18 protein-coding genes and 1 pseudogene are annotated in these 13,613 nt (G+C 44.8%); 10 read left to right on the forward strand and 9 right to left on the reverse strand.

The window, feature by feature from the left end; translation table 11 throughout:
• Positions 1-11: 11 nt before the first annotated feature.
• Positions 12-620, reverse strand: a complete 609-nt coding sequence (locus AUL54_RS00285) for a GNAT family N-acetyltransferase (RefSeq protein WP_060962489.1) — start codon at positions 618-620, stop codon at positions 12-14.
• Between the two features lie 166 nt (positions 621-786).
• On the opposite strand from AUL54_RS00285, the gene AUL54_RS00290 reads away from it, so the two are divergent.
• From AUL54_RS00290 to AUL54_RS00310, 7 genes are all read left to right on the forward strand, one after another.
• The gene (locus AUL54_RS00290) at positions 787-1,887 is read left to right on the forward strand and encodes a type III polyketide synthase (RefSeq protein WP_060962490.1); all 1,101 of its coding nucleotides are present in this window, start codon (positions 787-789) and stop codon (positions 1,885-1,887) included.
• Positions 1,887-2,393 (forward strand): isoprenylcysteine carboxyl methyltransferase family protein, encoded by a 507-nt coding sequence (locus AUL54_RS00295; protein WP_045926127.1) that lies wholly within the window; start codon positions 1,887-1,889, stop codon positions 2,391-2,393. Before AUL54_RS00290 ends, AUL54_RS00295 begins: the two co-directional genes overlap by 1 nt.
• A 71-nt stretch (positions 2,394-2,464) precedes the next feature.
• Positions 2,465-2,560, forward strand: a complete 96-nt coding sequence (fbpC, locus tag AUL54_RS21010; RefSeq protein WP_095241696.1) for a Fur-regulated basic protein FbpC — start codon at positions 2,465-2,467, stop codon at positions 2,558-2,560.
• Between the two features lie 181 nt (positions 2,561-2,741).
• Positions 2,742-6,323, forward strand: a complete 3,582-nt coding sequence (locus tag AUL54_RS00300; protein WP_060962491.1) for a dynamin GTPase — start codon at positions 2,742-2,744, stop codon at positions 6,321-6,323.
• Between the two features lie 67 nt (positions 6,324-6,390).
• Positions 6,391-6,648, forward strand: a complete 258-nt coding sequence (locus tag AUL54_RS00305) for a YpbS family protein (protein ID WP_016936698.1) — start codon at positions 6,391-6,393, stop codon at positions 6,646-6,648.
• Positions 6,649-6,724: 76 nt separating this feature from the next.
• Complete coding sequence (locus tag AUL54_RS21015) at positions 6,725-6,868, forward strand: hypothetical protein (protein ID WP_101605452.1); 144 nt, start codon at positions 6,725-6,727, stop codon at positions 6,866-6,868.
• 96 nt (positions 6,869-6,964) lie between these two features.
• A complete protein-coding gene (locus tag AUL54_RS00310) occupies positions 6,965-7,852 on the forward strand; it encodes a 5'-3' exonuclease (RefSeq protein ID WP_016936697.1) in 888 nt (295 codons plus the stop codon).
• Between the two features lie 5 nt (positions 7,853-7,857).
• Here AUL54_RS00310 and sspL read toward each other — a convergent pair whose 3' ends face one another.
• The 3 genes from sspL to AUL54_RS00325 are packed head-to-tail and all read right to left on the reverse strand — an operon-like array spanning position 7,858 to position 9,117.
• Complete coding sequence (sspL, locus tag AUL54_RS00315) at positions 7,858-7,986, reverse strand: small, acid-soluble spore protein L (RefSeq protein ID WP_003153575.1); 129 nt, start codon at positions 7,984-7,986, stop codon at positions 7,858-7,860.
• A 51-nt stretch (positions 7,987-8,037) separates the two neighbouring features.
• On the reverse strand, positions 8,038-8,430 hold the full coding sequence (locus AUL54_RS00320; protein ID WP_060965027.1) for a reverse transcriptase-like protein: 393 nt from the start codon (positions 8,428-8,430) through the stop codon (positions 8,038-8,040).
• Positions 8,431-8,436: 6 nt separating this feature from the next.
• Positions 8,437-9,117, reverse strand: coding sequence for a queuosine precursor transporter (locus AUL54_RS00325; protein ID WP_060962492.1), 681 nt, complete (start codon positions 9,115-9,117; stop codon positions 8,437-8,439).
• Positions 9,118-9,198: 81 nt separating this feature from the next.
• Between AUL54_RS00325 and AUL54_RS00330 the strand changes: the two genes are divergently transcribed.
• Both AUL54_RS00330 and AUL54_RS00335 read left to right on the forward strand, forming a co-directional pair.
• On the forward strand, positions 9,199-9,873 hold the full coding sequence (locus tag AUL54_RS00330; protein WP_060962493.1) for a ribonuclease H family protein: 675 nt from the start codon (positions 9,199-9,201) through the stop codon (positions 9,871-9,873).
• Between the two features lie 2 nt (positions 9,874-9,875).
• On the forward strand, positions 9,876-10,058 hold the full coding sequence (locus tag AUL54_RS00335; RefSeq protein WP_003153581.1) for a zinc-finger domain-containing protein: 183 nt from the start codon (positions 9,876-9,878) through the stop codon (positions 10,056-10,058).
• 26 nt (positions 10,059-10,084) lie between these two features.
• On the opposite strand, the gene AUL54_RS00340 is transcribed toward AUL54_RS00335, so the two are convergent.
• On the reverse strand, positions 10,085-10,342 hold the full coding sequence (locus AUL54_RS00340; protein ID WP_016936693.1) for a DUF2564 family protein: 258 nt from the start codon (positions 10,340-10,342) through the stop codon (positions 10,085-10,087).
• Between the two features lie 159 nt (positions 10,343-10,501).
• Between AUL54_RS00340 and AUL54_RS00345 the strand changes: the two genes are divergently transcribed.
• A complete protein-coding gene (locus AUL54_RS00345) occupies positions 10,502-10,684 on the forward strand; it encodes a hypothetical protein (protein WP_049628657.1) in 183 nt (60 codons plus the stop codon).
• A 51-nt stretch (positions 10,685-10,735) separates the two neighbouring features.
• On the opposite strand, the gene cspD is transcribed toward AUL54_RS00345, so the two are convergent.
• From cspD to metA, 4 genes and pseudogenes are all read right to left on the reverse strand, one after another.
• Positions 10,736-10,936, reverse strand: coding sequence for a cold-shock protein CspD (gene cspD / locus AUL54_RS00350; RefSeq protein WP_003153604.1), 201 nt, complete (start codon positions 10,934-10,936; stop codon positions 10,736-10,738).
• 15 nt (positions 10,937-10,951) lie between these two features.
• A pseudogene (locus tag AUL54_RS21020) lies at positions 10,952-11,063 on the reverse strand (hypothetical protein); the annotation flags it as partial.
• An 87-nt stretch (positions 11,064-11,150) separates the two neighbouring features.
• Positions 11,151-12,293: a diglucosyl diacylglycerol synthase gene (locus AUL54_RS00355; protein WP_060962494.1), complete on the reverse strand. Its 1,143-nt coding sequence runs from the start codon at positions 12,291-12,293 to the stop codon at positions 11,151-11,153.
• A gap of 224 nt (positions 12,294-12,517) precedes the next feature.
• Positions 12,518-13,423 carry a homoserine O-acetyltransferase MetA gene (metA, locus tag AUL54_RS00360; RefSeq protein ID WP_060962495.1) on the reverse strand — a complete coding sequence of 302 codons (906 nt, stop codon included), beginning with the start codon at positions 13,421-13,423 and terminating at the stop codon, positions 12,518-12,520.
• Between the last annotated feature and the right edge of the window lie 190 nt (positions 13,424-13,613).

Raw genomic sequence — 13,613 nt, forward strand, 5'->3', positions numbered from 1 at the left:
CGGCAGGTTTTTCAGTTATATGCTCCGAGCCGGTCAGAAAGGTTTTGCCGGATATAAGGCCATTCCTCCCGGAGGATGGAGTAGTAGGCGGTATCTCTGAGGCCGCCGTCGACAGCCCGAACATGCGCGCGGCGGATTCCTTCAAATTGGGCACCGATCCTCAAAATCGCAGTCCGTGAGCGCTGATTGCGAACGTCGGTTTTCAGCGTCACCCTGACAGCCTGCCACACGTCAAACGCATGGGTCAGCATCAAAAGTTTACACTCCGTATTGACACCGGTCCGCTGTACGGAAGAGGCATACCATGTGCTGCCGATCTCACACACTTCCGGAACTGCCTCCGCCGGCCGCGTAAACACCTCCACATCCATAAACCTCGTGCTTCCGACGATTCGGTCGGTTTCAAGGCTCCGTACTGCAAAAGGCAATGCAATTCCTTTTTCATAATCGGAAAGCGCACGCTCAATATAACGCTTTGTTTCTTCGATGCCGTCAGGAACATGGGTGTAAGCATAAGTCGTCCTATTTTCTGAAGCTGCTTCGCAAAGTGCCTGAGAGTGATCAATCGCCAGCGGCTCTAACTGAACGAGTGCCCCTTTAAGAATGACAGGTGTCAGCATTCCCAATCACAACCTTTTTTCATGAATGGGTCAAGTATAGTCGAACGGCTTATCATTCAAAAGGGCCAATTTTAAATTAAAATGGCATGTCAGTGAAATCCTCGATTCAAACTTATGCATACATTCAGGAAAAAAGCGGAAACCTTTATGTGAAGAGGTGATGGGCATGGCATATGTGTTATCGGTCGGAACCAGCATTCCGGAATATCATGTCTCGCAAGAAACGGCGGCGGATTTTGCGAGAGGGATGTTTGCCAATTCATTTAAGGATATTGATCGGCTGTTAAAAGCTTTTCAAAACGGCGAAATTGAATCAAGACAGTTTGTCCGGCCGATTGAATGGTATAAAACGGCACGGGATTTTTCAGAAAAAAACCGGCTGTATACGGAAGAAACCGTTAAGCACAGTGTGGATGCGGCGGTTGATTGTTTGACAAACCCCCGATGTTTAACAAACCCGATTCCATATGAAAAAGTGGATGCGATCTTTTTTATTTCCAGCACCGGGCTTTCGACACCGAGCATTGAAGCGAAAGTGATGAATCAGCTTCCGTTTTCTCCAAAAACAAAACGGATTCCGATCTGGGGACTAGGATGCGCAGGCGGAGCGGCCGGCCTGTCCAGGGCGTACGAATATTGCCGCGCCTATCCCGAAGCTTACGTGCTTGTCATCGCGGCTGAGCTTTGCAGCTTAACATTTCAGCCTGAGGACAAGTCAAAAAGCAACTTAATCGGAACCTCCCTGTTTGCGGACGGAATTGCCGCCGTGCTGATCGGAGGGGAGAAGGCGAACCGAAAAGACGTCAAACAGCCGCTCGTTCCGCGGATATTCGCCACTCAATCGGTGATGATGCCCGATGCGGAAGATGTGATGGGCTGGGAATTCACCGACAGCGGGTTTCAAGTCATTTTTTCAAGAGACATTCCTACCCTTGTTTCGCATTGGCTGAAAGACAATGTTAATGTATTTTTACAAGAACAGGGAATCCTGTCTCACGACATTAAAACCTTTCTTGCCCATCCCGGCGGGAAAAAGGTCATTGACGCCTATTTAACGAGTCTTTCAATGGACACCGGACAGCTTGCTGCATCTCAGAAGGTGCTGCAAAAACACGGGAATATGTCTTCCGCAACTATTTTTCATGTCATAAAAGAGCAGCTGCTGCACGGGATGCAGAAAGAAAACGAAAAAGGGCTGATCGGCGCTCTCGGGCCGGGATTTTCGTCTGAGCTTTTGCTGTTCAGCTGGGAAAAGGGGGCATCTTAATGTTTTGGCTGTTTATCATGCTGCTTGCGGTCCAGCGGATTGCGGAGATGATCGTAGCCCGGCGCAATGAGCGGAAAGTGAAAAAGCAAGGCGCCGTCGAATACGGAGAAGGGCATTATCCCTTTCTCGTCCTGATGCACGTGCTCTTTTTTGTCTCTCTTACAGCCGAGGTGGCGGCATTCCATAAAGCGCCTTCTCCAAGGTGGGCCGCTATTATATGTATCATTTTCTTTGTGCAGGGGATCAGGTATTGGGCGCTTTTATCATTAGGGCAATATTGGAATACGAAAATTCTTGTCGTGCCGGATGCGGAGCTTGTCAAAAAAGGGCCGTACAGGTGGATGAAGCACCCGAACTATGCGGTCGTCATTTTAGAATTTATCTTGCTGCCGCTGTTATACGGAGCGTACTGGACATTGTTTCTCTTTTCAATCTTGAATGCATGCATGCTCACTGTAAGAATTCGCGCCGAAGAGAAGGCTTTAGAAGAAAACACCGCAAAATAGGATTGAAAATCATTCTCACTCGTGATAAGATGTAAATATGAAAATGATTCTCATTCAAGGTGGTGCGGAAAATGACCATGTTATTTTTACTAGCAGCCGTTTGTACATACAGTGTTTTAATTGGTTTTGTTTTGAAAAAAGTTTCGAATAAATCAATGTCCTCTTAAACATCTGCGGTTTTTCCGGCCGCGGGTGTTTTTTCTTTATCAGCTGCCGATATCGGCGGCTTTTTTGCGTTTCCTGAAGAAAAGTAAGCCATTCTTGTGTAAAATGGGGGAGAGGTTTTTTCAGAGCTTTCTAAAAACGAAAACGTCATTTGATGCGACAGACACAAAGGGGTAAAGACACATGACAGAAGAAGAACGCCGTAACAGGGAGATATTCAGCAGAACGGGAGCTTTATACGCACAATTTTTGGATCACCATGATGAAAAACGGGCCGATCAGCTTGCGGCCATTATGAAAAAAGCGGCTGATGAAGAGGTTTATATCGCATTTACCGGGCATTATTCGGCAGGAAAATCCTCTTTATTAAACACATTGCTCGGTGAGGACATACTGCCGACAAGTCCGATTCCCACAAGCGCCAACCTCGTTGTCATCCGGCACGGTGCGGATAAAGTCGTGCTTCATACGACTGACGGGGCTTATGCAGAAATAGAAGGAAGTTACGATAAAGAACAAGTGCAGCAATTTTGTAAAGACGGTGAGCAGATTGAGACGGTGGAAGTCTATGCCGGCTTTGAGGAGTCAGAGCCCCATGCGGCCTACATTGACACACCGGGGATTGATTCAACCGACGAAGCGCATTTTTTATCAGCCGCATCAATTCTTCACCAGGCTGATGCTTTATTTTACGTCGTTCATTATAATCATGTTCATTCAGAAGAAAATATGCTGTTTCTCAGCTCCGTCAAGGACCGTGTTCCGAATCTGTTTTTGATCGTCAACCAAATTGACAGGCATGATGAAACCGAAACAAAGTTTGAAGAGTATCGCAAGCAGGTGGAAGAGATGCTCGAAGGCCTTGGAATACCGAAGGAATCGCTTTTCTTTACATCTGTCACCGAGCCTGATCATCCGTTAAACGGCATTGAAAAGCTGAAAAAACATCTGCAGCAGTTGAAACGGCAGGCAAAAACGAATCTATGGCTCTTAACGGAGAAAAAAGTCGAACACTTGGTCAAGGAGCATACAGACATGCTCGTAAAAGATGCTAAGAGCGGCAGCGAGGAGCGGTTTGAGAAACAGGAAACACTCGTCCGTTCTGTCGAAGCTGAACTTGAAAATGCCGTTCAACAGGCTGAAACAGCAGAGAAAGACATCAGAAAAGACGTGCAGAACATCTTGCAAAACGCTAATCTGACACCGTTTGAGATGAGGGAGCTTGCATCTGCTTATATTGAATCGCAGCAGCCCTCGTTCAAAACAGGATTTTTCTTTTCAAAAGCGAAAACGGCAGCGGAAAAAGAGAGAAGGCAGGCTGAATTTTTTGCTGATATTAAAAAAAGAACGGAAGGGGAAGCGGATTGGCATATTATCGACACATTTACGAAAGCGGCCAAGCGTTATGAAGCGGAATCTGATAAACTGATCAAGAAAATACAGGCGTACCGCACAACGCTTTCTGATGATATCACCGCACAGGCCCTAAAGCAGGGAGCGGCCTTTTCAGCTGAATACGTATTAACCTATTCGAAAGATCTCGCCGACATGATCCGAAGAGAAGCGAAAAGGCAGACAGCAGAGCTCATTGAGGAACTGACCGCTTTTGTGCAGGCAAAAAACGGACCGCTTATAGAGAGCCTGAAAAAACGGCTTGAGAAAGAAAGAGCAATAAGAGATGAACTTGCGCAATCGGCAGAAAAAGAGCGCAATGCCGAAGAAAAAGCTGCCCGCGTCCGCGCTTTGTGGGAAGAAGAATCCGCCTATGATACGGAAAGCAGCGACTGGTATACGCAAAAAAAACGCCTTGCGAAAGCGCCTGTCCAAAAAAAGAAACCAATAGAGACTGTACTGCATGAAGTAAACCAGCCCGAGAAAATTGCGGTGAAGGAACTTTCTATAAAAGAGCAAGTGGATCGGTTCTATGAACTGGCGGGGATTCTTGACTCATCAAGCCTATTAGGAAAACAGGCAGAAGCCTTTCGAAGCAGGATTGAGCGGCTTGAAAACCGTCAATTTACATTGGCGTTATTCGGAGGTTTCAGCTCGGGGAAATCATCGTTCGCCAATGCGCTGATCGGGGAATACGTGCTTCCTTCATCACCGACGCCGACAACGGCCACGATCAACAAAATAACGAAACCGCAAGACGGCAAACCGCATAAATCTGCGGAAATTGTTTTTAAAACGGAAGAGGAGCTGGACGCTGAAATGCTTCAGCTGACGGAGCTGAAAGATGCTGACATAAAAGGGCGGTCACTGAACGAGAGATGGAATTATGCCATTAAAAAGGGAAAAGTGCCTGATGATCTTACGCCGGTGATTCAAACGATGCTTCAGGCGTTTAATACGTACGAAGAACAGATCCGTCAGAGGCTGACACTGACGGTTCCGATTGAAGATGTAAAACCGTACGCAGCTGAAGAAAAAACGGCCTGCTGCGTGAAGGAAGTCACCGTGTATTATGATTCGCCTCTCACGCAAAAAGGCATTACCATTGTTGATACGCCGGGAGCAAGCAGTATAAACAAGCGCCATACAGAGCTTGCCTTTCAATATATAAAAGATGCTGACGCGTTCTTTTATATGACGTACTATCAGCATTCTTTTTCAAAAGGAGACAGGTCTTTTCTGAAGAAACTCGGCCTCGTCAAAGAATCATTCGGCATGGATAAAATGTTTTTTGTCATTAACGCTGCCGATCTTGCCAAAACGGAAAGCGAGCTGGAAACTGTCAAAGACTATGTCCGTTCTGAACTCTCAAAAGAAGGAATTAAACAGCCGAAATTATATCATGTTTCAAGTAAAGAAGAGCTTGCGGGGAAAAATAAAGCTTTCTATAACGGGTTCTCTGATGTAAGAACCGGACTTGCACACTTTATTGAGGAAGATGTAATGAGGGCCAGCTGCGCGCAGCTGCAAACAGAGGCGGACAAATTGTGCGATATGGTGGAACAGCTTCATGAATCTCTTCACCAGTCGGCAGAAGAAAAAGAAAAAAAGAAACAGCGTTTGGAATCTTCTTATGAAAAAGCACTCGCTGATGTTTCAAAGCGCCGTACGTCTGAGGTCATCATTCGAAAAGTGATGAAAGATACGGAAGAACAGCTCTATCACATTAAACATCGTCTGTCGTTTTATGCGAATGATATGCTGAAAACCGCCTTCCATCCGGGCCTTCAAAATGGCGATTGGAAACGAAATCTATCAGCGGCGCTGAAGGAGGCGCTGAAGGAATTCCGTTTTGAATACATTCAAGAGCTGAAGACGCTCGATATCCGGATGACCGGGTTTATTGAGCGCCATATGACTGAGGAGTGGATGGAGAACTGCCGGAAGAAGCTCATGGAAGACGGGGATTTTTCCATTTATGTCAGCGCTGAAAACGAATTTGCCGTTCAGCTGAAAGAGGTCGCGCCGGTCATTGATGTCTCAGCATTCACACATCACGTAAAAGAAGTGAAATCGCCGAAACAGTTTTTTGAACAGAACGGAAAAGCGTCATTTGTGGAGGGGCTCAGGCTCAGCCTGCAAAAAGTGACAGAAAGATGGCTTGAGCAGGAGAAAGAAAGCCTTTCAGCGCGCTATACTGAGCAGGTGCGCCGGCTTCAGGAAAAAATGGCGGTTCAAAGCCTGTCCCAGATCCGCGAGCAGCGTGACACTTATATACGGGGGCTTGAGGAAAATACTGGTGCCGGAGAAATTGAACGCCTTTACGAAGCCGGAAAAGCATGGAAAAAGAAAGATGAAATGCTGAAAATTTAAAAATCCGGTTGGCGGGTAGATAACAGTCGTGGTAGACTAAAATGAAAAAAGCGAGATGAAACCTTTTATGTCAGAAGTCCATAAAGCAATTTCAGCACATTCCGCAAAACAGCATCAGCACGTCAAAACATTTGTGCAGCTTGATTATCAGCGTGAACAGGCGATTGAAGAAGCCATTGTAAAATGCAGACGGAATGAACCGTTCACGACAGATGCCATCAACGGCATCACCGCAAAAATGAACCAGCTGGCTGAAAAGGGAATAGTGCCGCAAAGGCGATTCGTAAGTGAAGAAATGGTGAAAGAATTCGTCAGCAGACAGTAATGGTTGAACCTGCCGTGTGTGGCGTCAGCGCTTGCTGCGCATACTATCCGTATCTTCTCTAAGGGGGGATATGACAATGGGCAGAACAAAACTGGGAAACAGAAATGCACAGCAGAATAACAATGCCAAAAAGAAAAACGGCTTCGGACAGACATTTGATTCCTATGCCGGCCGTGAAGCTGAAAAGCTGATGGCAAGCAATAAAAGACACGGCGAGTAACGTGACGGCAGCATCTTCCAAACGGGAGGATGCTGTTTTTTTACGGCTTTCCTATGGTAAAATAGGAGCATTGAATAAAAAAGGAGTTTTCGATATATGAATAACAAATTACTGCTCGTTGACGGCATGGCGCTTTTATTCCGTTCGTTTTTCGCCACGGCCGTGCATCGCAATTTTATGATAAATGAAAACGGAATTCCGACAAACGGAGTCAACGGATTTTTAAAGCATCTCATTACGGCGGTTGATACTTTTCAGCCCACACATGTCGTCTGCTGCTGGGATATGGGAAGCAAAACGTACCGCAATGACTTGTTTCAGGATTATAAGGCCAACCGGAGCGAACCGCCTCTTGAGCTCATTCCGCAATTTGATTTAGCGAAAGAAGCGGCGCGTGAGCTTGGGTTTTTAAACATCGGTATAAAAGGCTATGAAGCGGATGACTGTATCGGTACGCTCTCTGCCTTATTTTCCGGGGAAGCGGAAATTACGATCGTAACGGGCGATAAGGATCTGCTTCAATTGCTGAATGAACAAGTTCAGGTGGCCCTGCTGCAAAAGGGCATCGGCAATTATAAGGTATATACAGATGAGATATTCAGAGAAGAAACGGGAGTTCCTCCAAAAGCGCTGATTGACATAAAGGCGCTGATGGGAGATACAAGCGACAACTATCCCGGCGTTAAAGGAATCGGAGAAAAAACGGCGTACAAGCTGATCCGTGAATACGAAAACATAGAACGGTTATTAGAAAGTCTCGCTTTACTGCCGAAGGGCCAGCAAACGAAAATTCAGCAAAGCTTAAAAGAATTGGAGCTGTCAAGGCAGCTTGCTGAAATACATTGCGAAGTGCCGTTAGTCTGTACGCTTGAAGAAGCGATTTTTTCATTGAAGATGGAAGAAGCATCCTTAATGCTCAGACGCCATCAAATAAAAGGAATTGAAAGGATGCTCGAAAAACTGAACGCCAGAGAGATCAGCTGATCCCTCTAGCGTTTTGTATTGCTTTTTTTTGCATTGTTTTCAAGGGCTGATTTCGGGTCTTTGTGCGCATTTCCCTCCATATTTCCCTGAGGATTCACGCCTCCGGTCAGCCGGCCTTTATTTTCTTTTCTCATAGCTGTTCACCTCATTTGTAGGATGAACAGTATGACGCAATTTCATTCCGGTTATTTATTCAGCCGAACCGCTTTTTTTGCGAGCTGATCGGCTGTTTGGTTCTGTCTGCCGGGAATCCACTTAATAAAAAACAATGGAAACCCGGCCTTTAATCGGACAATTTCATCCACAAACGGCTGGAAAGCCTTGTTTTTAACCGCTTCAAGTTCAGCGGCCCGCTCCACGATATCTGAATCCGTCCGGAATGACACGGAATCATATCCGCGGGCGGCACACAGCTTCATTCCTTCAATTAAAGCGAGAAATTCAGCTTCCTGATTTGAATGGTCGCCGATCGGAATTGAGAAAGATTCTGATTTCCCCTCATGCTTAATAAAAATACCGATACCGGACGGACCCGGGTTTCCGGCGCTTGCGCCGTCTACATAAATTTCAGCGGGCATCATCCGTCACTCTCCGTTCGGTGTCATTCGTTTTGCCGCATATGCGTATGGGACAGAAATGAGTGATACCGCAAATTTAATCAGATAAGTTGAAATAAAAATGCTGAACCACACTCCCGCAGAATAAACACCGATAAAGGCCACGGCAGTGAAAATAAATGTATCCAGCAGCTGGCTGAGCGCCGTGCTTCCGCTGTTTCTGAGCCAGAGAAGCCGATCAGAAGGAAAGATTCGCCGAATGGCGGAATATACATAAACATCTATCGTTTGGCTGAAAATAAAAGCCAAGAGGCTTCCGAGCGCAACACGCGGCAGAAAACCGAAAATCGTCTCAAGGGCAGGCTGCGCGATATCTGACGCATCCGGTTTATATAAAAGAGCCCCCTGCATGGCGCATGTCAAAGCGAGCAAAGTGGAAAAGCCGAGCCAGACGGCTTTGCGCGCTTCCCGGGGACCGTATTTTTCGTTCAGCACATCCGTTGCGAAGAAAACGGTGCCGTACATGATATTTCCGAGTGTCGCCGTAAGACCGAACAGCTCAACTGTTTTGACGACCTGCAAGTTGGCGCACACCGTGGCGAAACCGATCCATACAAATAGGCCCGTTTTGCCAAATCCTTTATAAAACAAAAGAACAATGATAAAATGAATGATCGCAAATAAAATCCATAACACATCATTAAACAAAACCTGCTGACTTCCTTTCAATTTGAGAATGGTTTGATTATAGCACACGCCCGTCAACTAATGAATGGTAAGGTGATTTCAATGAATCTTAAGCCGTATATCGAAATAGAAGCAAAAGGAACAGGCCCAGTCGCGTTTTTTTCTGAAGATTGGATGACCGTTCCGAAAGCGCGCATGCTTGCAAGAGAAGTCAGCCGCTTTCCATATATAAAAGACATTTATTTTGAGGATGAAAAAGGCGCAAGCTGGACGCTAAAAGAGCTGGAAAAACTTACGGAAGAGCTTGCGCACGAACCTGACGACATTACGGTGTATTTCGACGGCGGCTTTGACAAAAAAAGCGGCTTAGCCGGACTCGGAATTGTCGTGTATTATTCTCTCGGCGGCAAGCGCCACCGCATACGAAAAAACAAAAGCTTAACGCTTCAGACGAACAATGAGGCGGAATATGCCGCGTTGTACGAAGCGCTTAAGGAAGTGCAGGAACTTGGCGCAAGCAGAAATTCAATCACGATAAAAGGGGATTCCCTCGTCGTTTTGCATCAGCTTGACGGCAGCTGGCCGTGCTATGATGATACGCAAAACGACTGGCTCGATAAAATTGAAGCGCTGCTCGAATCCTTAAAGCTGACCCCGACATATGAAGCCGTAAACCGAAAGGAAAATCAAGAAGCGGATGACCTTGCCAGAAAAATTCTTTCGGATAACCGGCAGATTGAAAGCCGCATTATACTAGAAGGTAACGGAGATGACTGATATTGGATAAAAAAAGTATTTATAAAGAATTGACAGAGCTTCAGGATGAATATTGCAAAGACTGCTTTGTTAAAAAGCATTTCCGCAAGGAGTTCGGAAAAACGCACGCCCATTCTTTCTGCATTAATCAATGCACAGTGGGGGAGAAACTGAAAGCCTACGGCAAGGTGCTGACAAATCAATAAAAAATAAAACCGCAGCTTTTGCGGTTTTATTTTTTGAATTCATCGAGCTGGTGCTGGCAATCGTCCAGAAGCATTCGCTGCTTTTGCAGGAAATCTTGATCGAGTGCCTGCAGTTCACTGGATTGTGACATCGTTCTCGCATCCTGAATCGCCTGGTAAGCAGATTCAACCAAAGTTGAATTTTGACCCCGAGTAGCCGCGCCTGTTGTTTTCTGGGCCGTTTCCACCGCTAATTCAAGCTGGCGTTTATCCGTCAGTCCGTTTGGAAAAAATTCAGAGTCCATAAAAAACACCTCCGCAAATAGTTTGGAGATTTTTTTTAGAAATATGTATGGAAAATAGAAAAAAATATAGAAAATAAGCCGATATAACTATTGAACCTGATAATTAGGGCTTATTTACTATTATTCAGGGTATCTTGGGAGAGAAGGGAAAAACCAGCCGTGAATGATAAAGATTTAAAAACAATCCTTCAGCAGACATTTAAAGAAATATACGGTGATTTGGGAAGTTTAGCGGAAATGGCGAAAAAAGGAATGCCGTCAATGGAGAAACAAATTGAAGAAATCGAGCAGCGGTGCAAGCAGAATATTGTAGCAATCGAGATTCAGACGGCAATCAAATAGGAGAGGCATGCGCCTCTCCTCTATTTGTCATCTGATCAACATGTATTGAGTTTAGAGTTTTACAACATTAGAAGCTTGAGGTCCACGATTACCTTCGACAATTTCAAAAGAAACTTCTTGTCCTTCTTCTAATGATTTGTATCCTTCTCCTTCGATAGCAGTGAAGTGAACAAATACATCGTCTCCGCCTTCAACTTCGATGAAGCCGAATCCTTTTTCGTTATTGAACCATTTTACTTTACCGTTTTGCATATTGCTTAATTCCTCCTAGTACTGTAGCACCTTCGTGCTAAAAAAAATTTTGTCATCATCCAACCGTACGTATGTAAACGTTGTTAAATGATGGTTCAACTATACACCAAATGGGAGCGGGCGTCAAGCGGCCGATCCCTATTTTTTATCTTTATTTTTCCAGCGGCAACACTTATCCGAACAAAAAGCACACGAATCATTCGTGTGCTTTTTGTTATGACATTGCCATATCTGCCTTCCCGGCCATCAGTTCAGATTCTTTTATAATGTCCTGCAAAATGACTTCAGAAGAGTTGGGGAGGTGAAGGCTTTTAATATTGTCCTTCATCCGGTTCAGCTTTTCCTCATCCGCAAGAAGGGAGGTGACAGACTCTAAAATTTCTTCGTGGCGGTTGACCACGACAGCCGCACCGCAGTCTTCAAAGAAAATGGCATTTTCCTTTTCCTGTCCTGGCACGGGTTTGTACAAAATAACCGGTACGCCGATCGCTGTCGCTTCCGTCAGCGTGATGCCGCCCGGTTTTGTAATCATGCAGTCCGTAATCCGGAACAGCTCGTCGATTCTTTCTACATAGCCGAGCACTTTCAGGCGGTCGGTATTGCCGCTTTCCAAGCTGCTGAGTGATTCTTTCAGCGAGCCGTTTTTGCCGCATACCACTACAACTTGGACCTGATCGTCATGAACGAGGTTTTCGCACAGTTCTTTTACGTTTTTCAGCACACCATGCGCTCCCGCCATAATAAGAAGCACTTTTTTGTCGGGAGAAAGATTGTATTTTTTATAAATCGGTTCTTTCGGCATCGTTTCCTCGAATTGAGGCCTGATGGGAATGCCTGTGATCTTTACGTTGTTCGGATGAGTGCCGATTTCAATCAGTTTTTCCTTCACGTAATCCGTGGCGACATAGTATTTATCCACATTTTCATGAACCCAGATTTTGTGAAGGCAGAAATCGGTCATAACGTTGAACGTCGGGATCACTTTTCCGGTTCTCCGTCTGTATTCCGGTACGACAATCATCGGAAATGTATTGATTATAATGTCTGGCTTATGCTCTTCCACGAGCTGGCCCAGACGTTTATTTCCCATTTTAAAATAAATATTGAATTTGCGTTTATTATAGATTTTGTCAACTCCGTAATAAAACAAACGATAAAACTGTTTCCCGATTGAGAAGCTTTTTAAATAAAGGTATTGAGTAACCTCTGAAACAATCGGATTTGACTCTTGATACAAATTGGAAACCGTCACTTTTAAGCCGAGACGCAGACATTGTTCGTAGAGCGTTTTGGCCACTTGAACATGTCCGTTTCCGTAATTTGCAGTCAAAATTAATACTTTTTTATTGGTATTCAAGTAAATTCACCTCAATGTAATCAACAACAAGCAAGCTTCATGCATCGTAAGGAGTTATTGTCTATAGATAAACATAACACAAGTACATCATTTTATAATAAGCGCGGCAACATATTTAAACTAAATTTAATTGATATGTTCCAGTATTTTAAAGTTCTGTTATACCCATACTGAATCAAGAGTATTTTATCATATTTTTGTCACCGTATCACTCAAAACAAAAATTAATCCCATTCATACGGGGTTTCCTGATATACATAATAATTCAGCCAATTCATAAACAATAACGTCGCATGAGCCTTCCAGCGGTTTACAGGTTCTTTCCCGCCGGGTGCAAAATAGTGCTTAGGAGCTTCTACGTTTGAAAGCTTTCTTTCTATATCCCTCTCATACTCCTGAAGAAGCGTATCAGTATCGTATTCCGGGTGACCCGTTAAGAAAATCTGCTTTTCGTCTTTTGAAACGATTAAACAGACACCGGCTTCCTCTGAAACGCTCAGCACATCCAAATCTGAAGCAGATTTCAGCTGCTCCGTATTAATATCTGTATGCCGTGAGTGGGGCACATAGTATAGCTCGTCAAAGCCTCTTACCAATCTCTCGTGTTTTTTAAGAACGGTATGCTCAAACACGCCGAAGATTTTTTTCGGCAGCTCCGTTTTTTCAATGCCGTAATGGTAGTATAAACCGGCTTGAGCCCCCCAGCAGATATGGAGCGTTGAAGTGACGTTCGTTTTGCTCCACTCCATAATTTCCTTTAATTCTTCCCAGTAAGAAACATCTTCAAACGGCAGGTGCTCAATCGGAGCGCCGGTAATAATCATTCCGTCAAACCGTTTGTGGCGGATGCTGGAAAATTCCGTATAAAATTCATCCAAATGCTGCCTTGCTGTATTTTTTGGAGTATGTGTGCTCGGAATTAGGAATGTAAAGTGAACTTGTAAAGGCGAATTCCCAAGCAGCCTGAGGAGCTGGGTTTCCGTTTGGATTTTTTTCGGCATCAGATTTAAAATCACGATCTTCTGCGGCCGGATATCCTGAGAAAAAGCCCGGCTTTCATCCATTACAAAGATGTGTTCACTTTCAAGCACCTGCTTAGCGGGCAGGTGATTTGGTATATTAATAGGCAACATGCCACCTCCGTTATTCCCCGTTAATTTTCTTCATTATAGAAATTTTTAAGCCATTTTTCAATCCATCCCGGCGTAATAAGCCGCAATTAACACATAAAGACAGGATGAAAGCGGCAAATGGGCATAAATTCGGGGCGGCTCTTTATTATGACGGGCAAAGAGCCGTTTGGTTCCTCGAAAAAAATGT

This window comes from Bacillus sp. SDLI1 (genome assembly GCF_001553895.1).
In the GTDB taxonomy this organism is placed as follows: Bacteria; Bacillota; Bacilli; order Bacillales; family Bacillaceae; genus Bacillus; species Bacillus siamensis.

Coding starts and splice junctions, on each gene's coding strand:
- AUL54_RS00285 (WP_060962489.1), bottom strand. CDS start 620: ATGCTGACACCTGTCATTCTTAAAGGGGCACTCGTTCAGTTAGAGCCG.
- AUL54_RS00290 (WP_060962490.1), top strand. CDS start 787: ATGGCATATGTGTTATCGGTCGGAACCAGCATTCCGGAATATCATGTC.
- AUL54_RS00295 (WP_045926127.1), top strand. CDS start 1,887: ATGTTTTGGCTGTTTATCATGCTGCTTGCGGTCCAGCGGATTGCGGAG.
- fbpC (WP_095241696.1), top strand. CDS start 2,465: ATGACCATGTTATTTTTACTAGCAGCCGTTTGTACATACAGTGTTTTA.
- AUL54_RS00300 (WP_060962491.1), top strand. CDS start 2,742: ATGACAGAAGAAGAACGCCGTAACAGGGAGATATTCAGCAGAACGGGA.
- AUL54_RS00305 (WP_016936698.1), top strand. CDS start 6,391: ATGTCAGAAGTCCATAAAGCAATTTCAGCACATTCCGCAAAACAGCAT.
- AUL54_RS21015 (WP_101605452.1), top strand. CDS start 6,725: ATGGGCAGAACAAAACTGGGAAACAGAAATGCACAGCAGAATAACAAT.
- AUL54_RS00310 (WP_016936697.1), top strand. CDS start 6,965: ATGAATAACAAATTACTGCTCGTTGACGGCATGGCGCTTTTATTCCGT.
- sspL (WP_003153575.1), bottom strand. CDS start 7,986: ATGAGAAAAGAAAATAAAGGCCGGCTGACCGGAGGCGTGAATCCTCAG.
- AUL54_RS00320 (WP_060965027.1), bottom strand. CDS start 8,430: ATGCCCGCTGAAATTTATGTAGACGGCGCAAGCGCCGGAAACCCGGGT.
- AUL54_RS00330 (WP_060962493.1), top strand. CDS start 9,199: ATGAATCTTAAGCCGTATATCGAAATAGAAGCAAAAGGAACAGGCCCA.
- AUL54_RS00340 (WP_016936693.1), bottom strand. CDS start 10,342: ATGGACTCTGAATTTTTTCCAAACGGACTGACGGATAAACGCCAGCTT.
- cspD (WP_003153604.1), bottom strand. CDS start 10,936: ATGCAAAACGGTAAAGTAAAATGGTTCAATAACGAAAAAGGATTCGGC.